This is a genomic window from Agarivorans sp. MS3-6 (assembly GCF_054112545.1).
Map to the genome: position 1 here is coordinate 2,542,934 of NZ_CM134202.1, position 19,585 is coordinate 2,562,518.

The 19,585-nt window shown below is 44.6% G+C and carries 21 protein-coding genes; 7 read left to right on the forward strand and 14 right to left on the reverse strand.

From position 1 onward, the window contains the following. Positions 1 to 48: 48 nt before the first annotated feature. On the forward strand, positions 49 to 942 hold the full coding sequence (locus ACVFI8_RS11695) for a LysR family transcriptional regulator (protein WP_248713309.1): 894 nt from the start codon (positions 49 to 51) through the stop codon (positions 940 to 942). Positions 943 to 1,062: 120 nt separating this feature from the next. Further along, the gene (locus tag ACVFI8_RS11700) at positions 1,063 to 1,383 is read left to right on the forward strand and encodes a DUF1840 domain-containing protein (protein WP_371923093.1); all 321 of its coding nucleotides are present in this window, start codon (positions 1,063 to 1,065) and stop codon (positions 1,381 to 1,383) included. A 15-nt stretch (positions 1,384 to 1,398) separates the two neighbouring features. On the opposite strand, the gene ACVFI8_RS11705 is transcribed toward ACVFI8_RS11700, so the two are convergent. The 8 genes from ACVFI8_RS11705 to maoP form a co-directional block, all read right to left on the reverse strand. Beyond that, on the reverse strand, positions 1,399 to 1,995 hold the full coding sequence (locus tag ACVFI8_RS11705) for an AAA family ATPase (protein ID WP_248713308.1): 597 nt from the start codon (positions 1,993 to 1,995) through the stop codon (positions 1,399 to 1,401). 87 nt (positions 1,996 to 2,082) lie between these two features. Continuing rightward, complete coding sequence (locus ACVFI8_RS11710; protein ID WP_457871421.1) at positions 2,083 to 3,054, reverse strand: magnesium transporter CorA family protein; 972 nt, start codon at positions 3,052 to 3,054, stop codon at positions 2,083 to 2,085. A 27-nt stretch (positions 3,055 to 3,081) separates the two neighbouring features. Further along, the gene (locus ACVFI8_RS11715) at positions 3,082 to 4,452 is read right to left on the reverse strand and encodes a magnesium transporter (protein WP_457871422.1); all 1,371 of its coding nucleotides are present in this window, start codon (positions 4,450 to 4,452) and stop codon (positions 3,082 to 3,084) included. 56 nt (positions 4,453 to 4,508) lie between these two features. Then, the gene (locus tag ACVFI8_RS11720; RefSeq protein ID WP_248713305.1) at positions 4,509 to 4,940 is read right to left on the reverse strand and encodes an ATP-dependent zinc protease family protein; all 432 of its coding nucleotides are present in this window, start codon (positions 4,938 to 4,940) and stop codon (positions 4,509 to 4,511) included. Beyond that, on the reverse strand, positions 4,933 to 5,490 hold the full coding sequence (locus ACVFI8_RS11725) for a mechanosensitive ion channel domain-containing protein (RefSeq protein WP_457871423.1): 558 nt from the start codon (positions 5,488 to 5,490) through the stop codon (positions 4,933 to 4,935). Before ACVFI8_RS11725 ends, ACVFI8_RS11720 begins: the two co-directional genes overlap by 8 nt. 9 nt (positions 5,491 to 5,499) lie before the next feature. Then, positions 5,500 to 6,516 (reverse strand): succinylglutamate desuccinylase/aspartoacylase family protein, encoded by a 1,017-nt coding sequence (locus tag ACVFI8_RS11730; RefSeq protein WP_248713303.1) that lies wholly within the window; start codon positions 6,514 to 6,516, stop codon positions 5,500 to 5,502. 33 nt (positions 6,517 to 6,549) lie between these two features. Next, positions 6,550 to 7,455, reverse strand: a complete 906-nt coding sequence (gene rimK / locus ACVFI8_RS11735) for a 30S ribosomal protein S6--L-glutamate ligase (protein ID WP_248713302.1) — start codon at positions 7,453 to 7,455, stop codon at positions 6,550 to 6,552. Between the two features lie 39 nt (positions 7,456 to 7,494). Beyond that, a complete protein-coding gene (gene maoP / locus ACVFI8_RS11740; protein ID WP_248713301.1) occupies positions 7,495 to 7,851 on the reverse strand; it encodes a MaoP family protein in 357 nt (118 codons plus the stop codon). 84 nt (positions 7,852 to 7,935) lie between these two features. On the opposite strand from maoP, the gene ACVFI8_RS11745 reads away from it, so the two are divergent. Then, positions 7,936 to 8,907 carry a LysR family transcriptional regulator gene (locus ACVFI8_RS11745; RefSeq protein ID WP_248713300.1) on the forward strand — a complete coding sequence of 324 codons (972 nt, stop codon included), beginning with the start codon at positions 7,936 to 7,938 and terminating at the stop codon, positions 8,905 to 8,907. A 6-nt stretch (positions 8,908 to 8,913) separates the two neighbouring features. Here the strand turns inward: ACVFI8_RS11745 and ACVFI8_RS11750 are convergent, their stop codons facing one another. Both ACVFI8_RS11750 and ACVFI8_RS11755 read right to left on the reverse strand, forming a co-directional pair. Further along, positions 8,914 to 9,681 (reverse strand): hypothetical protein, encoded by a 768-nt coding sequence (locus ACVFI8_RS11750; protein ID WP_457871424.1) that lies wholly within the window; start codon positions 9,679 to 9,681, stop codon positions 8,914 to 8,916. Positions 9,682 to 9,867: 186 nt separating this feature from the next. Then, the gene (locus tag ACVFI8_RS11755) at positions 9,868 to 10,755 is read right to left on the reverse strand and encodes a LysR family transcriptional regulator (RefSeq protein ID WP_248713298.1); all 888 of its coding nucleotides are present in this window, start codon (positions 10,753 to 10,755) and stop codon (positions 9,868 to 9,870) included. A 104-nt stretch (positions 10,756 to 10,859) separates the two neighbouring features. On the opposite strand from ACVFI8_RS11755, the gene ACVFI8_RS11760 reads away from it, so the two are divergent. After that, positions 10,860 to 12,098, forward strand: coding sequence for a DUF3179 domain-containing (seleno)protein (locus ACVFI8_RS11760; protein ID WP_248713297.1), 1,239 nt, complete (start codon positions 10,860 to 10,862; stop codon positions 12,096 to 12,098). A 201-nt stretch (positions 12,099 to 12,299) separates the two neighbouring features. Continuing rightward, positions 12,300 to 14,126 (forward strand): ABC transporter ATP-binding protein, encoded by a 1,827-nt coding sequence (locus ACVFI8_RS11765; RefSeq protein ID WP_248713296.1) that lies wholly within the window; start codon positions 12,300 to 12,302, stop codon positions 14,124 to 14,126. 43 nt (positions 14,127 to 14,169) lie between these two features. Here the strand turns inward: ACVFI8_RS11765 and ACVFI8_RS11770 are convergent, their stop codons facing one another. Then, positions 14,170 to 14,811: a hypothetical protein gene (locus ACVFI8_RS11770; RefSeq protein ID WP_457871425.1), complete on the reverse strand. Its 642-nt coding sequence runs from the start codon at positions 14,809 to 14,811 to the stop codon at positions 14,170 to 14,172. A gap of 137 nt (positions 14,812 to 14,948) precedes the next feature. On the opposite strand from ACVFI8_RS11770, the gene ACVFI8_RS11775 reads away from it, so the two are divergent. Next, positions 14,949 to 16,205: a sensor domain-containing diguanylate cyclase gene (locus ACVFI8_RS11775; protein WP_457871426.1), complete on the forward strand. Its 1,257-nt coding sequence runs from the start codon at positions 14,949 to 14,951 to the stop codon at positions 16,203 to 16,205. Positions 16,206 to 16,225: 20 nt separating this feature from the next. On the opposite strand, the gene yegD is transcribed toward ACVFI8_RS11775, so the two are convergent. Next, positions 16,226 to 17,599 (reverse strand): molecular chaperone, encoded by a 1,374-nt coding sequence (gene yegD / locus ACVFI8_RS11780; RefSeq protein WP_457871427.1) that lies wholly within the window; start codon positions 17,597 to 17,599, stop codon positions 16,226 to 16,228. A gap of 89 nt (positions 17,600 to 17,688) precedes the next feature. Beyond that, positions 17,689 to 18,117, reverse strand: a complete 429-nt coding sequence (locus ACVFI8_RS11785) for a hypothetical protein (protein ID WP_457871428.1) — start codon at positions 18,115 to 18,117, stop codon at positions 17,689 to 17,691. 207 nt (positions 18,118 to 18,324) lie between these two features. On the opposite strand from ACVFI8_RS11785, the gene ACVFI8_RS11790 reads away from it, so the two are divergent. Then, a complete protein-coding gene (locus ACVFI8_RS11790) occupies positions 18,325 to 18,624 on the forward strand; it encodes a hypothetical protein (protein WP_457871429.1) in 300 nt (99 codons plus the stop codon). Between the two features lie 33 nt (positions 18,625 to 18,657). On the opposite strand, the gene ACVFI8_RS11795 is transcribed toward ACVFI8_RS11790, so the two are convergent. Then, on the reverse strand, positions 18,658 to 19,524 hold the full coding sequence (locus ACVFI8_RS11795; RefSeq protein WP_457871430.1) for a mechanosensitive ion channel family protein: 867 nt from the start codon (positions 19,522 to 19,524) through the stop codon (positions 18,658 to 18,660). Between the last annotated feature and the right edge of the window lie 61 nt (positions 19,525 to 19,585).

A 19,585-nucleotide genomic window follows, 5' to 3' on the forward strand; every position in this document is an offset into this window, starting at 1 on the left:
AATAGAAGGTAAATTGGCTAAATTAGTATAATAAGTATGCATTTTCGTATGAACTGGAAGTCAGCTAAATTCGATTGGAACAACACGAGAGCATTTTTGGTCACCGCAGAAGAAGGCACTTTATCCGCCGCAGCTAAAGCCTTGAATATGACGCAGCCAACGCTGAGCCGTCAGGTGGCGGCACTCGAAGCGGAGCTAGCAGTCAGCTTATTTGAACGGGTGGGGCAACGCTTGGTGTTAACTGAAAGTGGCCTAGAACTATTAGAGCATGCACGCGCCATGGGAAATGCAGCCTTGCAGTTTTCTTTAGCGGCTAGCGGACAATCTCAACAACTTGAAGGTTCAGTGACCATTTCCGTTGGAGAGTTAGATGCAGTGTTTCGTTTACCTAAAATCATCGCTAGATTGCGACAACAAGAACCGGGAATAGACCTTGAAGTCATCGTTACCAATCAAACCAGCGATCTAAAGCGAAGGGAAGCCGATATCGCGATTCGCAATTTTCGTCCAACGCAGCATGATCTGATTGCTAAGAAGCTTGGAGAAGAGCGTATTTGGCTCTACGGAACCAAAGGCTATTTGGAACAGTTGCCCGCATTCTCAGATATCAGCAATTTCAGTGACATTCAGCTTATCGGTTTTGACCGAACGAGCGCGGTATCAAAGGTTCTCAATCAACAAGGTTGGCAGCTGACAAAACAGAATTTTCAATTGATTACTTCATTTCAGCTATTACAGCTGGGTTTGTGTAAAGAAGGACTGGGCCTGATGTTTTTCCCTCAAGATATGGGTGATAAGGACCCGCACTTGCAGCGTGCTTTTGAACACCTGGGGCCAGCCATGCGCCTCCCTTTATGGCTAGTATGCCATCAAGAATTACGAACTAGCCTTAGAGTGCGGCGAGTATTCGACATTATTGCTCAAGCGCTAGGTCAAGTTTGATTGGCTAGCTAAAGTTAGCAAAATGTCGCGATGACTGAAAAATCACAATATTGTATGCTGGGTTCAGGTTATTGTTTGTATTCAGCGTTAAGCTTTATGCTTATAGCCAAGAGGATAACGATGAGTATGTTAATTACATTTAGCTGTAAAGCCTATGCCAAGGTGACCATGTTTGGTGAGGTAGGACTGCATTTGTTGAAGATGATGGGCCACAGTGGAACAGTGCCTGGTGCGCTTCGAGCTGAAGATGTGCCAGCGGCACTCAGCCAGCTAAAAACGGCCATCGACAAAGAGATAAAAGCGCAAGCTCAACATCAAACTGAAGATGACCCAGATACCTATGTTGAGCCGCCTGTTAGCCTAAGTACCCGCGCATTACCCTTGATTGAATTATTAAGCGCAGCGGCTAAAGAGCAATGCAATGTAATGTGGGAAGGCTAGGCAGTAACCTACCACTTAAGGCTTATGACTCGCCTCTAAGACCGACAGTATCTGTTGCATAGACTGCTGATACTGTGCTTGGTTGGAATTTTTAAACAGCAGTAAATCGTCCACCACTTCCGGATTATCAATGCAATGAGGTATCGAGAAATCAACGCCTTTAATATACTCATCCCAGTTTTCTAATTTCCAAGTGTCTCTAGGAGAGTCTCGCTCAATCATCCGTTGTTTCACCACGTCTACGTCGGTTTCAACCCATACCACGGTGAGTCGGGCATTTTTTTCAAGCAGTTGACTTTTCAAGTTATCGATATAGGCGGTATCTCTTATTTCTCGAGTAAAAGGTGCGTTAATTAACACGATGTCGTCGTAATCTAAGGCTTCCATGGCCAAGGCTAAAGTTGCTTGGTACTCGTAGTTGCGAATATGCTGTTCAAAGAAATCAGAACTGCGATTTACTTCAGCGTTGGCCAGTTTGAATATTTGATGCGACAGTACAATCAGCGTGTCTTTGTCGAGATAAACAACATGCTTAAGCGCCTTGGCCAACTGTTTAGAAATATAGGTTTTACCACTGGCCGGTGGCGATGTGACTAAGATTAATCGTTTCATTTTTGTTCCAAGTTGCACGCTTAATTGTTAAGCAGCTTATCATTTACCAATAGTTTTTCCAGTTGTCTATAGCGTAACGTCTAACGCTTAAAACCAGCGCTTCCATTTAAATAATGCAATTAACGCTATCGCAATTGACAGCATACTGCCCAACAAGATGAAGTAGCCATTGGGGTGGTGTAGCTCAGGAATGACTTCAAAGTTCATGCCGTAGATGCCAGCTAAAAAGCTTAGTGGCACAAATATCGCGGTAATCAATGTCAATACACGCATGGTGTTATTGAGCTTATGTGAGCTAATCGATAAGTAACCGTCGACTAAATCCCCACAGATCTCATAATACATGGTCGTTAAGCTATGTAGGCGTTCGAAACGTTCGTGCAAGTCTTGTAATACCGGCTGGTCGATAGTTATGTTGGTAACGCTTTGTTCTGACTGCAAATTAACCAGCTTTTTACTGACGCTAAGGTGATAATTAAAAATTCGATTTAGTCGCAATATATCGGTTTTTTGCAGGGTAATAGCGGCTAACAATTGATCGTCGCCATGGCGGCTAATTTTTTCTTCTAATTCGCTTAAATGGTCTTCAAACTCTAACAGCTGGTTTAAATATAAGTTTGAAGCGCTATGCATTATTCGACAGGCTAAACTCAAGGGAGCCTGTAAGTATTTATTAAAACCTTGGTTGATTAAGTTTTCTATGCCTTGTGATTGGCCTTGATGAACAGTGATAAGGTAGTTGTTACCAGCAAACATGGCCAGTTGCATATGGTCGAATTTTAGTTCGCCTAAGCACTGTTGAATGCCCCGATACATGATGAATACTTGCTCATCAAATAGCTCAATTTTAGGCGGGTGACGGCTGCGAAATACGTCGGTTATTGCTAAGGAGTGGCAATTGAAGCGTTTTAACAGTTGTTCGGCATCGAGCTGTGTCATCGTTTGTAAATCAATATCGATCCAAATGCTGTGACTAGCTTGTGATGACCAACTGTCTATCTGGCTTGCATCGCCCAAGCTAGGCGAACCGTCGTCGCGGCTTAACCAAGTTCTAATCATCTATGTGTCCTTATATTTACGCGTGGCTTAGCGAATTAAAAAAAGCGAAGCTAGCCCTAAAAATGCGACGAAACCCACTATGTCGGTGACGGTAGTTAAAATTACAGAGCCTGCTACTGCAGGATCTATTTTCATTTTTTTCAATATAAACGGTATTAAGGTCGCTGAGGCTGCTGCCGCTAAGCTATTTAATACAATTGCTATGAAGATCACTACACCTAATGGCACTGAATCAAACCAAAAACTCACCACTGCTGCAATCACCAAACCGAGCATTAAACCGTTAAAGGCAGCAATCTTAAGTTCTTTATTTAACAGAAGCTTAAGGTTGCTTTGCTGTAAGTGATTAAGGGCAATACCACGCAGTGCTACCGCCAAGGTTTGGCTACCAGCGATGCCACCCATACTGGCGACTACTGGCATTAAAATCGCCAACGCCACCAGTTGCTGTAAGGCACCTTCAAATAAGCCAATGACCCATGAAGCCAAAAAGGCAGTGGCTAAGTTGGTCGTGAGCCAAATAGCACGCATTTTGGCTGCTGTAGGCACCGGTGTGAACAAGTCTTCCTCATCAGAAGGGCCGTCGTTAATCACCACATCTAAACTTTTTTCTTGTAGCCATTGCACCAGATTAGAAAGGGCAATAGCGCCAACAATTTTGCCGTCTTTTTGCACCGGATGCCAAGCATGACCGGGCACAATATTCACCGACATAGCTACGTCACTGAGCATTTGCTGGTGGTCGAACACCTCAATGCTTTGGCAGATTTCCGCTAAACGTGTCGCATCGGCCGCGTTGCTTATGTCAGTCATACTGCAGGCACCGTGAAACTGTCCATTAGCGTCTACCAAATAAATGGCGACGTGTTTGTCGGCTTTGTCAGCTAAGCGCTGTTTAATCCGTTGCACGCTAGAATTGGGGCGGGCACGTAGTATATGGGTATCGACATAACGGCCAATTTGTTCGTCTTCATAGCTTAGTGCATCTTGCAGCTGTGAAGTGGTCAGCTCATCTTGTTGTTCCAGATAAATATCGACCATTTTCTCTGGAAGAAAATCAGCAAATTCAACAATTTCTGCATCACTGATATAGTGTTGCAGATCGTTTAATTGTTGCTCGCCAAGTTGACTAAATAGGTGCTTTACCGTTTCGTATTGCAGTAGGTGCAATATTTCCCAGTTACGCTTTGTTTCAATGTAAGGCCAAACCTGCTGACGATAAGCCTCTGGGAGTGATTCAACCAGGTTAGCCAAGACCGCATTATCGTATTGGCCGACAAAGCTTAAATCTTGCTCATCGGTACTTGAGTTAAGTGTTTCAAGGACTCGACTTAGGGCTTCATCATGGTGACCATCAAATATTTGTTGGTTGGAGCTTGGCGTAACTTCGTTAGTCATGTTGTTGCTCCCTGTCGGTATTTGTTAGTGCGTATACGGTCCTTTCTGCGGCCATTTTAGCCGGCAGAATCAACTAGAAAACTTTGCGAAGGGTCTACTAGTACTTTATCACCCATGCCTTGGCGCCCTAATAACATTAAGTAACTCATATCTTGGCGATTGGTTAAGGTTATCTCAATAGGCCAAGTTTGCTCACCTAACTGGAACGCGGTTTGAATCACATAACGCTGCTCTACTTCGCCATTAGATGATTTTACGCGGCGCGTATCAAAGATAGGCGCCGAACATCGGCAAACTTGCTCCAAGTTATAAATATCTGGGTGCAAATCAAAGCTAATATGTGGCTTACCCTTGATTTTTTTACGTTCAATATTATCCACATGCAACGATGAGGTTTTAGCTCCAGTGTCAATGCGAACGGGTAGTTCGCTAATGCCGAGTTCGGGTAAATGGCAGGTTTCTAGGTTGCCAATGATTAACTTAGCCATTGGCTTTTTCCTCCGTGCTTGTTGGCGTTTCAATCGGTTGGTCTGCATCAAGCTGCGTTTTCTGTTCGGCGCTAATCACCACCGCTTTTTGAAATACCATCGAATTAGGGAAGGTGAGTTTAGCACCGTTCTCGTCGACCAAAATAACGTGAAACAAGGTAATTTCTTCTAGGCGCCCCTCAATGGAGTTGTCACCATCTAAGATTTTAACTTGGTGACCCACCCGATAAGGGAAGAAGAAAAACACAATGATACTGGCAGTTACATTACTCAAAATTGACCATTGGGCAAATAAAGCAACGCCGATAACTGCAAATACCGAGGAGAAAAATACCCCGAAGTCATTAAAGCCAACATCACTAATGATGCTGAGAATCATCAGTAATACTAAGGCCATAATACTACGCAATACCCAAGTTACGTAGTGAATCCGCGCTTTGGCAATACTACGTTCCTGCCCAATTTTTAGCACCAATTGGTTGAGTTTAGTTTGGCCAGCCATGAAGCCGATTAGGGCTAAAGCGCTTAATAACATCTCGTTAATGCTCATTACTTTACCTTATTGTACTAAGCCGTTATCTAGGGGCTTAATTGACTCTTGCAGGGTTTCTATTTGCTCTGCCACTTCGTCTTGGTCGGCGCCAAAATAGGCGAGGTGATACATGGCATCGCCTTCTTGCACCAAGGGGATGTTTTGTTTGCCAATCACAATACCCGAGCGCTTAACCGTTACTTGGTTGATCAGCTTGCCAAAAGGGCTATAAATGTCAGCCAATATATCCCCCTCTTCCACCAGATCCCCTAATTGGGCATATTCACTGACAATGCCACTAGCAGACGCGCGTAACCACGAACTACTGTAGGCAATGTAAGGCGGCGCTTTTTTGCTACTGCGCCGCTTCTTAATCATACCTAAATGCGACAGTACTTTTAAAATGCCTTTTACTCCACTTTGAATCGATAATTCATCAAAGCGTAAGGCTTCTCCGGCTTCATAAAGCAAGATTTTGGTTCCGTTATTTACCGCGGATTCACGTAACGAACCATCACGTAAATCGGCGTTTAATAAAACCGGTACACCAAAGGCCTCGGCTAAGAGCTTAGTCTCAGGATCTTTCAAATTAGCCCTGATTTGTGGCAAATTTGAGCGATGAATCGCGCCGGTGTGTAAATCAATGCCGTAGTCACATTGCGCCACTATTTCGCTTAAAAAAATGTGTGCCAAACGGCCCGCTAACGATCCTTTTTCAGAGCCTGGAAAGCAGCGGTTTAAGTCACGCCGATCAGGCATATAGCGGCTTTGGTTAAGTACCCCATAAATATTTACCATGGGCACAGCAATTAAGCAGCCCTTGGTCAGCTTAAAACTAGGGGAGCGCGTTAAGCGACGAATAATTTCGATGCCATTTAGCTCATCACCATGCACTGCCGCGCTGATAAATACCGTTGGGCCCGCCCGTTTTGCGCGGGTGATATGCACTGGAATAGAAATATTGGTATCGGTATATAGTTTCGCTACCGGAATTTCTATTTGTTTATGTTCACCCGGTTTTACTTCTATTCCAGCAATGATCATCGTTAGCCTCTTAACGCTTTAGTCCTAATGCTATTAGCCTTTACCACGAGTTTTAGTGGCGAAGGGTTTGGCATTTTTTTCAATAAACTCAAATACCATGCCTGCTACATCTTTTTTGGTGGATGTTTCTATGCCTTCTAAACCTGGCGAAGAGTTCACTTCCATCACCACTGGACCATTATTAGATTGCAAAATATCTACACCACATAAGTTTAAACCCATGGCTTTTGCCGCATTAACAGCAGTGGCTCGCTCTTCTTTGCTCAAGCGGACCAACTGTGCTGCGCCGCCGCGGTGTAAGTTAGAACGAAACTCACCCTCTGCCGCTTGGCGCTTCATAGCGGCGACGACTTTGCCTCCGACTACTAAGCAGCGAATATCGGCCCCCCCGGCTTCTTTAATAAACTCTTGTACCAAAATGTTGGCTTTTAAGCCCATAAAGGCTTCAATCACACTTTCGGCGGCTTTATTGGTTTCGGCCAGTACAACACCAATGCCTTGCGTGCCTTCAAGCAACTTAATCACTAGCGGCGCTCCACCTACATTTTTAATTAGATCTTGAATCTTGTCAGGCTTGCTGGCAAAGCCGGTGCGTGGCAAACCAATGCCTTTACGTGACAATAATTGTAGTGATCGCAACTTATCGCGTGAACGGCTAATGGCAACCGATTCATTGACACAAAAGGTACCCATCATTTCAAACTGACGAACCACCGCTGTACCATAAAAAGTAATTGATGAACCAATCCGTGGGATGACCGCATCGTAGTTAGGCAGTACCTCACCGTTGTAGCGAACCGTGGGTTTACTGCTAGTTATGTCCATATAGCAGTGTAAGGTATCTATGATATCTACTTGATGGCCACGGGCTTCACCAGCCTCTTTTAAGCGACGAGTGGAGTAGAGGTTTTCTCCGCGAGATAAAATGGCTATACGCATGGTAATTCCTTAATGGTATGAGCTGATGCCGTGTTTAGTTTAGTCGTCATCATCAATAAATATTTCTTCAGCGATGTGATGTTTACCGCCGGGCGATTTTGCGTTGCTATTTAAGGTATGAAAGCGACGCCTTGAATAAGCCAATGTCTTATATTTCATCCATAGTTTTTCTAGTTTGCTACTCGGCTCTAGCTGTAAGCTGGTGACCAGCAAGAACCGTTGTTCTTGGTTGCCTTCAGGCAGCAGTTCACCGGTTTCAAGGGCCTTCATGGTTTCACCAAATAAGCTTAGTAACTCAGACTCTAGCAGGGTGAAATCACCGGATTTACTAAAACCGCGTTTAAATTTCAGATCATCGTAGAAACGTTTTTTTCCAAAGCGAAAATCAGTCGTCATTACCGTTACTCCAACTTATTCAGGAAAAAGGCTGGCTAAGCAGCGCAGCTAAGTTGGCTGCAAGGTAGAGACTATTGGGCAAATATGAAAACGAATAGTTTTTGTCGTAAGAACAATTTTTGTTTGTTAATCTCGCAAGCACTAGAGCAAAGAGATAACCCTATGGATGTAAAAGTATTTCGCACCTTTCTAGAAGTGGCTAAAGAAAAACACTTTGGGCGAGCGGCAGAAAATTTATATATCACTCAGGCTGCGGTAAGCGCCCGAATTAAGCAGCTTGAAATTTTTTTTGATGCGCCTTTATTTATCCGTGATCGTAATGCCATTAAATTAACCAGCTCTGGGGAGCGCTTGATTGCCTATGCGGAAAACATGGTGCGAACTCTTGAGCAATCTAAAGCGGAACTATTACTCACTCAAGCCCACGCTATTCAGCTTACTCTTGCCGGTACACCTAATGTATGGGATGCCTATTTGCAAAACGGCCTAAGTGTGGTTACCGAGCATTTTGAGGGCTATGCATTTACCGCAGAAACTCTAGGTAGGGAGCATATGAATCGCGCCTTAATAGAACGAACCTTAGATATAGGGGTCGGGGTTGATCCTTTAAAATCAGATGAATTAGCCTGTAAGAAAGTCGCCGATTTGGAGTTGATGTTGGTATCGACCCAGCCCAAAAATCAGCAGCAGGCTTTAGAGCAGGGCTATGTATATGTTGATTGGGGGACCCGCTTTGCCTCTGAACATGCGACTCGCCATAGTAAAATGCCACCCCCCTTTTTACGTACCTCAACCGGACGAATAGCCTTAGATTTTATATTGGAAAAAGGCGGAGCTTGTTATTTACCCGCATCCATTGTGGAGCCTTTTCTCGAGTCCCAGCAGTTGTTCACGGTAGCGCACTCAGAGGCTTGGTTGCGGCCAGTGTATTTAAGCTACCGTAAAGATTCTGCCGCTTTGGAACAAATTAAAAAAGTAGAGAAGTTGTTAGATAAAACAGAGCCAGCTACTGCCTTTAGTTTGCAACAGGCAGGAGAGTTACCTCCCGCCGAGTAGCTTAGTTTAGCCAACTAGAGGGGCTGCTAGGGTAAACTCAATAAGACTATCTTTTGGCAGTTCTATATCGTTACCTTGAGTAATAAGCGATGCGCCCACCCCTACTTTTGCCCCGTTTTTGGCTCCACTGCTGCCATTTATTAACCCACCAATAGCGGCTGCCCGAGCCGTTTTACCGACGGTGTCTCCGGCGGTGTTTGAGCCATCAGAGCTTAATGAATCGGTTTGAATATCATGCATTTGGTCGTTTATTAACACACTAGTTAGAGTGATGCTCATACTGGCTGAGCCTGCTACTCGGCCCGCTTTTTTTACTTCACTTAGCTCACCATAAACGGTGCTACCACGCTTGGCTACCACCGTATCACCCGACATTAAGTTGGCTTCTAAGGTGCCTGTGAAGCGCTGGCCTGTTTCGTGCTGGCGAGTATTTACACCTTCACTCATGCGCACCGTTATCACGGTGCCAGCGGGGACTTCTGCGGGCTCAATTGGACTCGCGTCTGTGTTAGCGGCTTCTGTTTGGTTGCTGTCGGTAAAGCTGCTGATGGTGTTGTTATCATTTAAGTTGTCACTGAAACTAATATTGGCAATTTGGGCGGTAGGGAGCTTTACCTCAATACCGTTTAAATCTAAGACCAGCGTTTCTGCATTTTGCGACACGATGGCGCCTTGCAAAGAACGGCCATCTTTTAGCTGAACGGTTGCGGCGTGAGCCGAGCTTGAAATAAGACCAGCGAAGATAAGTGCGTACAATGATGATTTGATGTTCATGGTAAGTTCCTGCAGTAAGTCATGTTGATGGAGGCATCATATGAACTTTGCTATTGCAGAATAAGCCTGTTAGCTGGGAATGATTGTTCCACCAATTGGCTTAATCACGGCGTAAAGAGATGGGGTTTAGTCAATACGGGAGATAGCCTCGTAGGTGAGCGCTACGCTCACCGAGTGGAAGTACGGCTATTTGTGTTCCATAAAAGCTTGTAGTTTTTCTATAAATATAGCCACTTTGGCTGGTAAATACTTACGAGAGTGGTAAATAGCATAGAGGTAGCCGCTAAGTTGCTGCGGATGTGCATAAGCTTTAACTAATTTGCCTTGTTGTACTAAACCCTTAGACAGCATATCAGGAACTAGAGCAACTCCCTTGTCTTGTAAACACAAATCTAAGCCTAATTCAGGGTTTTGCACACTAAAAAATGGTGATATGGATTGCAGCACAAGCTCGCCCTGATGCTCAAAGCGCCAAAAGTGAGTGGGTGATTGAGAGACAGAGTTAAAAATAATTCGGTGCTTGTTCACGTCACTAGGATGCTGAAGTAAACCGTGTTGCGCAATATATTTGGGGCTGGCGTAGTAATCGTACTTAATGGTGGTAATACGTCGGGCGATTAAGGATGAATCCTTTGGTTCGTCTACATGAAACATGATGTCGTAACGGGTCGATGTTTGCTCTTCTTGGCGACCTTCGCTGCTAAACGCTTCAAATTTTAATTCTGGGTAGTCATTAATCATGTCTATCACTACCGGCCAGAATATGCGTAGCAGCGTATTGGGGATGAAAATACTTAAGGTGCCACTTGGCTGGTCGTTTTGCTGCTGAGTATCGTGCTCTAACTGTTTAGCTTGTTGAATAAGTTGCTCGCAGCCCTGTAAGTAGTTGTTACCTACTTCGGTTAAGCTCAGGCTGCGAGTCGTTCTTGCTAGCAGTTGCACCCCAAGGTGTTTTTCTAGATTGGTGATTCGGCGACTAATCGTGGATTTAGGGATCCCCGTCGCGTCGGCTGCCTTAGTAAAGCTACCTTGCTCGGCTAGATTAACAAATAGTTCCATATCTTCTAAATTCATATCGCGATCCTTGCGGGCTGTCGTTGTTCCATTATATGCAACAATAAGTTGTATTGTCGTCGGTTTTTCCGCTACTTCCTTCACATTAAGCTAGCTGCAATTGAATGAATGATAGAGCAGAGGTGTTTATGTTTACGAGTTTATTAATCGGAGCGGGCTTAGCGGCGTCCTTATATTTCGCGTTTATTATTTTTATGGAGCTGGGGGATTTTGGCCAGTGGGTGGTTAAGTCTACACGCAGTAAAACCATGCGAGCTTGGCATCAACGAAAACGTTTGAGCCGAAACACCTTGCTAAGCTTGGTGCTTGCTTGGGGATTGTGGCTGGTTTTAGCGAGTCATATCCCGTTAATGATGATGCTGGTAATCAGTGTGGTCATTTTGCTGATGTTTTTCTCTGGCGCAATAAACCCAGATTTTATGATGCGTGCCCGCCAAGACAATGCGGTATTTGTTAATACCGAGCAAGCGCAGCAGTACTATCACGATGATGAAAGTGTGATTGTTTATGAATACGCTGGCCAAGCACGTGCGCATTCTGATAAACAATTGGTTCGTCCCCATGTGGTTGGTGATCGTTCCGACGGCCCGGCAAATGTCGTGATGACCTATTGCGGTTTAACCAATTTAGGTATGGCTGTTGTACCTGAAATTAATGGTCAAGCTTTGTCACTTCGCCCAGTGTTACAGCTAGAAAATAATTTGGTGATGGCTGACGCGAATACCGACCAACCAATCCAGCAGCTGTGGGGCCGTAAAGAATGTGATGTAACGGCCGGTAATGCTGGCGAAATGCAGCAGGTGGCTACCTTTAGAATGCCGTTTGCCAAGTTTAAACAGGCTTACCCTAATGGCTTAGTGTTTGTAAATGATTACCTTGAAAAAGGTTTACGGCCACCATTTTGGCGAAACCCAGTGGTTTATGTTTACGACCGTATGATTGAACTGATTTTTGGCCTGGCCATCAATGCGCAACATAAAATGGAAAAACCCATATTTCCCACGATTAAACATGTAGACGAACGCTTACCCAGTAAGCAATTAGTGTGGGCGTTTAATATAGGGGAGAGTTATTTTGCCTATACCGAAGCGTTTTTACGCAGCCAAGGTGGCTTAGTGAGTATTGAAGCTGAAGGGCAAACCATAGTGGTTAATTACGATCAAGAGATGCAAAGCTTAGGGGTGTTTTATAATCCAAATCAGCAGCCAGTAATAGGTTTAGATTTTGCGGGTAACTTAGAAAATGGCGAACAGCTAAAGCGAGTGGAAACACTTAAAGCGGGTATTTTTTGGATAGTGTGGGCTAACTTTTTCCCACAAACCGAGCTTAATATAAGCCAGTAAACCTCTTTACCCCCGCACTTTGATGGCAAAGGCTGGAACGTCTGTTTCAGCCTTTTTTATGGTTTTTATTCTGATGTTCATCGAGAATTAGTTAATTGTCGTTTTATGCTCAGCAATACTGCGTCTCACTGATAAAGTGCGTTAAAGTAGTAAGCAGTATTTGTAATTTATATCTCCGCGATTTATCGCAAGGATTGCTTGATGTTTAGTTTTTTTGAGCGGCTCACGGTAGCGTTTCCGAAACAAGAGCCTAACCAACCCCCAAAAGGTTTATACCAATTTTGTCGGCACTATTGTCAGGGTATGGTTGCGCCCTTATTACTGATGGCTGTGTTGGCTGCGCTAATTGCAGTATGTGAAGTTGCATTGTTTGGCTTTATGGGCAAGCTGGTTGATTGGTTAAGTACTAAAGACCCCAACACTTTATTAAGTGACGAAGCATCCACCTTGTGGGGCATGGGGTTAATGTTGTTAGTTATCATGCCTCTGCTGACTCTAGCTTACTCTTTATTGATTCACCAAGCGTTGCTTGGCAATTTTCCGATGGCGATTCGCTGGTCAGCTCACCGCTATTTATTGCGCCAAAGTGTCACTTTTTTTGCGAATGATTTCGCGGGAAGAGTCGCCACTAAAGTGATGCAAACGGCTCTGTCAGTGCGTGAAACCGTCATGAAGCTCTTAGACCTCTCGGTCTATGTGATTGTGTATTTCACCTCGATGGTAGTGCTGGTGGCGCAGGCTGATTTAAGGCTGATTTGGCCAATGCTGATTTGGTTGCTGGTTTACATCAGTATTCAGTTAGTGTTTGTGCCTAAATTAAAAAAAATATCTACTGAGCAAGCCAATGCTCGTTCATTGATGAGTGGTCGCATCGTTGATAGTTACACCAACATTGCTACGGTAAAGTTGTTCTCTCATAGCCAGCGTGAAGCCGACTATGCGCAAGAGGGCATGGAAGAATTTTTGCTTACCGTCCATAAACAAATGCGTTTGGTGACCTACTTAAATGTGTCAGTGCAAATGGCTAATTACCTACTCACCTTTAGTATTGCTTTCCTCTCCATATATTTGTGGATGGTGGGTGATATTTCCGTTGGGGCAATCGCTATAGCCATTGCCTTGGTATTGCGTTTAAACGGTATGGCGCAGTGGATCATGTGGGAAATTGGCTCGTTGTTTGAAAATATTGGCACGGTGGCCGATGGCATGGCAACACTAACGGTGGCCCAAACCATTACCGATCAAGTAGATGCTAAGCCATTACGCGTAACTGAAAGCCGGATCCATTATCGCGATATTCGTTTTCACTATGGCGAAAAAACGGGGGTGATTGAGCAGCTTAATCTCAGCATTAAAGCGGGGGAGAAAATTGGTTTGGTAGGGCGTTCGGGCGCAGGCAAAACCACCTTAGTCAACCTGTTGCTCCGTTTTCATGATGTAGAAGGCGGGGCAATCTTAATCGATGACCAAGATATTAGCCAAGTGACCCAAGACAGCTTGCGCGCGCAAATAGGCATGGTCACACAAGACACCTCATTGTTGCATCGGTCGGTGCGCGATAACATCTTGTATGGTCGTCCTGATGCTAGCGAGGCGCAAATGCTCGCCGCAGCAAAACAAGCCAAAGCTCACGATTTTATTTTGGGTTTAACAGACCAAAGTGGCCGCACTGGCTATGATGCCCATGTTGGTGAGCGCGGAGTAAAACTCTCCGGAGGGCAACGCCAGCGGATCGCGATTACTCGGGTATTGCTTAAAGATGCTCCTATTTTGGTGTTGGATGAAGCGACATCGGCCTTAGATTCAGAAGTAGAAGCGGCTATTCAAACCAGTCTAAATCAATTAATGGAAGGTAAAACAGTGATAGCAATAGCTCACCGTTTATCAACTATTGCGGCTATGGACCGCTTAATTGTATTGGACAAGGGTGAGATTATTGAACAAGGCACGCATGCTGAACTGATTCAAGGCAAGGGGATCTATAGCCAGTTATGGGCGCATCAAACCGGTGGTTTTTTGGGTGAGTAGTCCTTAATGCTAAATAAAAACGCTAGCTATTTGGCTAGCGTTTTTATTCATGGCGTTTAATTTTTTGGGCAAAGCTCTGAGGCTTGGTTTTATCTAAGCGCATCAGTAATACTTGATTCTGTGCAGTGGTTTGCTCCACTAATTGCGCGGTAGTTTTTAAGCTGGACGCCAGCTGATTAAGCTGGCTGGTGGCGGTGATAACCGCTCTACTTGTGGGAGCGAGCACACTAAAGTAGATGGCCAGTAGCGCCACGATGATAAGCACGACCAACGCTGCCAATATAATGAGTACCCACAGCTGAATTTTATTGGATAAATCGTCTGCTAATTCTACGATGGGCTGGGTGCTTTGAGAGACGGTATTTGGCAATTGTTGAAGGCTACTGTTTAATTGAGTGCTGAGTTGTGTAACCGCCAACAGCGTGTCTTCAAATTGCTGTTGTTGCTGAGGTGTTAGTTCCGGATTTGTCGCGAGATGGTTGATACTTTCAGCGATACTGTCTAGCGCTTGCGCCGATTGTAAGGCCGCTTGCTCAATCCCTATCACTTCAACATTAAGTTGCATGTTTAACCGAGGGCTGGCGTTTGCTTCGCGAGTGGCATTAATCTCCTGAGCATATACGGAAAAGGCGATTAGTTGGCTAGCGAGGGTTGCTAGCAATATCGGGTAGATGATTTTCAACACATTGATACTCTTGGTTGCCGTCCATAGCTTAACTTTACTTTAACAGTCGTATTGATAAAGTGATAGTCAGTGTGAATATTTGAGTTAGTCAGCCAGCCTGACTACGCTTTAACTTAAATAGATAGGCTAAGGCATTAATGGCAAAAGTACGCGGTCTTCGCAGTTATTATGGTGTCGCAATTCATCGAGACTTTGTTCCCTTATATGTCGATGAAAGTTACGCGCACCTTTTTGGCTATGATAACGCCGAGCAAGTTCTGGCTCTTCCCTCATTGCTATCTTTAATTAGTACTGAAGATCACCAAGAGGCCATCGCCGCGAACCAAGCGATTATGTGTGGTAGCGCAAGACCTAAAGCCAAAGTGTATGAAAATAGAAACCGCCAAGGCAAACGTTTTTCGGTAATGATTATTGATCAGTTGACCGACTGGCAAGGAGAGCCTGCCATACAGGTCACCATTATTGATGTTTCCGAGCAAGTGGCGGCAGAAAAAAGGCTAGAAGAAAGTGAGCAGCGCTATCGTTCATTGTTAGAAACGTCGATCCAAGGAATATTGGTACATCGCGATTTTGAGCCCTTATATGCTAATCAAGCGTTGGTGGATTTAATTGGTTACGACAGCCCTGAAGACATTCTTAACATGCCTTCTTTGTTGTCACTGATCCCCGAGGCAAACCAACAGCAAGCCATGCAATCGCATGAGCAGTTGATTGAAAGGCAAGCGGCCACCAATAGCTTTGTGGTCGAATATGTGCGCCGAGACGGCACATCGGTTTGGTTACAGATAACCGCAGCGCCGGTTAGATGGGGGGATAAACCCGCTGTGCAAGCGGTGATGATGGATGTTTCCCAACAGCATCAACATCAGCGGCGCTTAGAGTTTCAAGCGAATCATGATGCACTAACGGGCTTGATTAATCGTCGCTCAATGAATGCTACTTTAATTGAAGCGTACGCAAGCAGTAAACGCTCACTACGCCCTTTATGTTGCCTGCTTTTAGACATAGATAACTTTAAGTTAATTAATGACCGTTATGGCCACCCTGCTGGAGATGAAGCGCTTAGGGTATTTGCGATTGAAAGCTTAAAAGTATTGCGGGACGGAGACTATTTAGCCCGTTGGGGGGGCGAAGAATTCTTGCTTTTACTTCCAAATTCTACGCAACAACAAGCGATGCAGGTAGCCGAGCGGGTACGCAAACATTTGGCGGATTACCGCATCGTGCATGGAGAGCATCGGTTTAGCACCACTGTAAGTATCGGACTAGCGATGCTATCGGAGTATGACAGTAGTGCAGAAGCCTTAGTTGCGCGCGCTGATGGTGCTTTGTATATCGCCAAAGAACGGGGTAAAAATAGGGTTGAATTAGCCCCGCAAGTGTATCAGTTATAAAAACATATGCTTAGGTCTCATTAAGCCGTATCAAAGATATGGTCTGCCCATAGTGTTAAGCCGCTGGTGACACTGCCAAAATTATCACCACAAATTAATGGCGCTGCGTAGCGATCCGCTAAGAATTGTTTAATCATTGGTGAGTTAGCACTACCACCGGTTAAGAAAATGGCTTCTGGCTGGCAGCCTGCCTGGGCGACAACATCATCACTTAATTTGGCGATGTTACTTAATAAACGCTCGGCTGCTTGGCGGTAGGCGTCTAGGCTCACGCTCACCGATAACTGTTGATTGAGATAACTAAGGTCGACAAGGGTCTCAGTATGTTCGCTTAGGGCTATTTTAGCTTGCTCGGCTGAAGCGCTCATTTGATAAGTTAAGCGCTCCTGGCTTAGCTGTAATAAACCTTTTAACGGTGCTAGCTGCGGTTCTTTAATTAAGCGTTGTAGCAGTAAAGTCGTATCTTTTTCATAGAAACGGGCTTGTGCTGGGAAGTCGTTAATGGCAGCCGCGTCCCAAAAGGGCTTTATCGGCATCGGTTGACCGCTGCTCAGTGTAAGCTTCGCGCCTAAACTGGGCATTAAGGTCTCAAAATTTAGCGCAATGTCAAAGTCGTTACCGCCGATACGCTCACCGTTGTAGCCGAGCACTAGGCTTTGATGGTCTTTAGTGGCCAAGTAATTTGGCCCCATGGTGAGCATCGAGATATCACTGGTTCCACCCCCTATATCAATCACCAACACGCGCTGTTCGTGGCTTAATTGTTGTTGGTAACTGAGGCCGGCAGCCATCGGTTCATATAAAAACTCAAGCTGTTTGAACCCCACAAAAGAGGCTGCGTTGCTCAAAATGTTGATGGCTTGTTGATTACTCAGTTCACTATTTAAGCCTTGGAAATTAACCGGTCGACCAATGACCACTTTTTCTAGTTCAGCCTGGCCGGTTTGTTTCACTTGCTCGGCAATATGCCACATCATGGCAGCAGCGATATCTTCAAATTGTTGTTGTTGACGTTCACGGATGCCGCTAGCACCCAAAAAAGACTTGGGCGAGCGGACGTAATAACAATCGGCGGGGTCGATGAGATATTCTTTAAGCGCTTGTTGACCAAAACTTAAATGCTCATCGTAACCATCTAGTTTGAGTTCTTTTAACGAGCGTAAACTGGCACTTAATTGCTGACCACGCGCTTGCTTGTATGGCTGTGCTTTACCTTGTTGCTCAAGCTGCTGATAGAGCCAGCCGCAGATCATCTCTGATTGAGGCGCAAACAAGGTAGAGGGCATATAACTACCGTGTTCGGGTAAATTGACTAATGTGGCTTGTTGGCATTGCATAATGCCTACGGCACAGTTAGATGTTCCGAAATCGAAACCAGCAATAGATTGGCTCACAGTAGGCGCCTCATACTTATAAAAGGCCGCGCAGGGTAGCAAATTTAACGAAGTGGGTACAGCGGGCAAAGCCCCTTTAATTTTCAGTCTTAGAGAGCAAGATCGGCATCAGCAAGACGCAACAGATAATTCTCTTTGCTGTTTGCTGACAGTGTATATTGCCAGTCTTGGTCGTCAATTTGCTGGTACACGGTACGCATACCTTCGCCAAGGTTGGCTTTAACATTCAGTTGCTTAAAGCTCGTTGAAGGTGGGTTGCTGGCCTGGCTCATGTCCACTAATTCCAATATGTTGCGGCGCTCCCCCGGCGCGATAGTACCTTGAAACTGTTCGATACTCAGCGGTGCTAATTGCGGGTTTAAGCTGCTGTTTAGGCTTAATGGGTAGTTAGTGAGATTTTCAATGCTGTAGCTAGTATACAGCGGGTAATCTTGGTCAGTGAGCTGCTTATTGGTATTACAAGCAGAGATAGCGAATAGCAAGCTTAAGCAAACCGTCGATTTATTTATGCTAGTCATATAGCAGTATTCAGGGTTAATTGATAGTTAACGCAATATAGTTCAATTGTTTCTATTGTCAATTAAATTTGAGTGCTTCAATTAAAGTACCAAGTCAGAAAACTCTTATTTGACCCCATACCGCCAATGCATGTAACGTGTCAGCAGAAGTGGAGTAGTATCATTTTTGCTAAGCAAGTGGTTGATTAAAATGGAATTGAGTTATTGATGTTGTTGCAAGAAATCGTCGAAATAATCAGCTTTACGGACTCTGACCTTTTGTCAGAGACACTTGAAAGCTTTAACCAGCATGGAATAGTCACCGGCGATGAGCTGCCTTTTTTAACCATTGTTTATGAGCAAGCGCCGCAATACGTGATCAAGAAGCTGACAGATGTGGGTTTTAAGGGAGCGCTGCAAATAGTCAAGTTAGAGACTAGCGCTAGCCACATTAGCTATCTGGTATTCGACACTGCACGGTATACGCTGGCCGAGGCCATGCAATGGTTCGAAGCTAAACGGGCTTGATGCTAGCAGTCCTGTTGATAAAAGGCTGCATTATTAGGGCGGTTCGCCAAGACTAGGGGCGTTGAGTGCATTGTTTTGGCTTGTTTGAGCATGGTGTTGCAGGCAAAACTCAAAAAAGTCGGCCGTGATTTTTTGTTCAATGTCCGTGGTTTGGTCGGTGGGGCAAAAAATAGTGACCTCAATTTTAATATGGCCTAAGTCAGTGGTGCCGACCTCTATCTGTGGCTTAGGACCGGTGATGCTGATCCCCATTTTGTGCTCAATAATCTGATTGTAGCGTAAGGCGACATCTTCGAAATCTGCACAATATTGGCTGGCATTTTCTTTTAGCTGAGCGATAAAGCTAAAGGGGTTGATATGGCTATCTCGCACTAATACAAAGTTGTGTATCGCATAGCGCTTCATAAAGTTTAAATTTTGAATGGCACTGGTAATTAGCTTGTTATTGGGAATAGAGAGGGTTTTGCCAGTGTATTGATAAGTATCAATGTTGACTTCTAATACCGTGGTTTTAATCCAGTCAATTTGCGACACTTCTCCAGCATGATTGTCTACTTCAATCCAATCGCCCACGCGAAATGGTCTGGTAGACATAAGATAGAAAAAGCCAATAATGCATTGGATAAACTCTTTGGTGGCTAAGACTATTGCTACTGCAAATGCGGCTAAGGAGAAGGCAAATTTTTGAATCTCTCCTGCCCATAGATTAAATAGCAACAATACCAATATAAACAGCAAAAAGTTTTTGAAATTACTAATCAAATCACGATGATCTTTACCGTTAGTTCGTTGCTTTTTTCCAATGAGTTTTAGGGCTAAATAGCGGACTAAGAAGGTGAAGAATATTAAACAAATTGTGATGGCCAATTTGCTGTTTAGCCAAGTCTCTAGGTAATCCATACGCTCAAAAATTCTTATGCCTTAAACAATGCCTGTAAGTTAACCTGCATTTTGTTGGAAA

Excerpts from the sequence above, each read along its gene's own strand:
- ACVFI8_RS11720 (WP_248713305.1), bottom strand. The coding sequence starts at position 4,940 with ATGGCTAAGTTAATCATTGGCAACCTAGAAACCTGCCATTTACCCGAA.
- ACVFI8_RS11775 (WP_457871426.1), top strand. The coding sequence starts at position 14,949 with ATGGCAAAAGTACGCGGTCTTCGCAGTTATTATGGTGTCGCAATTCAT.
- ACVFI8_RS11730 (WP_248713303.1), bottom strand. The coding sequence starts at position 6,516 with ATGATCATTGCTGGAATAGAAGTAAAACCGGGTGAACATAAACAAATA.
- ACVFI8_RS11760 (WP_248713297.1), top strand. The coding sequence starts at position 10,860 with ATGAATGATAGAGCAGAGGTGTTTATGTTTACGAGTTTATTAATCGGA.
- ACVFI8_RS11790 (WP_457871429.1), top strand. The coding sequence starts at position 18,325 with ATGTTGTTGCAAGAAATCGTCGAAATAATCAGCTTTACGGACTCTGAC.
- ACVFI8_RS11795 (WP_457871430.1), bottom strand. The coding sequence starts at position 19,524 with ATGGATTACCTAGAGACTTGGCTAAACAGCAAATTGGCCATCACAATT.
- ACVFI8_RS11765 (WP_248713296.1), top strand. The coding sequence starts at position 12,300 with ATGTTTAGTTTTTTTGAGCGGCTCACGGTAGCGTTTCCGAAACAAGAG.
- ACVFI8_RS11705 (WP_248713308.1), bottom strand. The coding sequence starts at position 1,995 with ATGAAACGATTAATCTTAGTCACATCGCCACCGGCCAGTGGTAAAACC.
- ACVFI8_RS11725 (WP_457871423.1), bottom strand. The coding sequence starts at position 5,490 with ATGAGCATTAACGAGATGTTATTAAGCGCTTTAGCCCTAATCGGCTTC.
- ACVFI8_RS11715 (WP_457871422.1), bottom strand. The coding sequence starts at position 4,452 with ATGACTAACGAAGTTACGCCAAGCTCCAACCAACAAATATTTGATGGT.
- ACVFI8_RS11785 (WP_457871428.1), bottom strand. The coding sequence starts at position 18,117 with ATGACTAGCATAAATAAATCGACGGTTTGCTTAAGCTTGCTATTCGCT.
- ACVFI8_RS11710 (WP_457871421.1), bottom strand. The coding sequence starts at position 3,054 with ATGATTAGAACTTGGTTAAGCCGCGACGACGGTTCGCCTAGCTTGGGC.
- ACVFI8_RS11750 (WP_457871424.1), bottom strand. The coding sequence starts at position 9,681 with ATGAACATCAAATCATCATTGTACGCACTTATCTTCGCTGGTCTTATT.
- ACVFI8_RS11695 (WP_248713309.1), top strand. The coding sequence starts at position 49 with ATGAACTGGAAGTCAGCTAAATTCGATTGGAACAACACGAGAGCATTT.
- ACVFI8_RS11745 (WP_248713300.1), top strand. The coding sequence starts at position 7,936 with ATGAAAACGAATAGTTTTTGTCGTAAGAACAATTTTTGTTTGTTAATC.
- ACVFI8_RS11700 (WP_371923093.1), top strand. The coding sequence starts at position 1,063 with ATGAGTATGTTAATTACATTTAGCTGTAAAGCCTATGCCAAGGTGACC.
- ACVFI8_RS11755 (WP_248713298.1), bottom strand. The coding sequence starts at position 10,755 with ATGAATTTAGAAGATATGGAACTATTTGTTAATCTAGCCGAGCAAGGT.
- maoP (WP_248713301.1), bottom strand. The coding sequence starts at position 7,851 with ATGACGACTGATTTTCGCTTTGGAAAAAAACGTTTCTACGATGATCTG.
- rimK (WP_248713302.1), bottom strand. The coding sequence starts at position 7,455 with ATGCGTATAGCCATTTTATCTCGCGGAGAAAACCTCTACTCCACTCGT.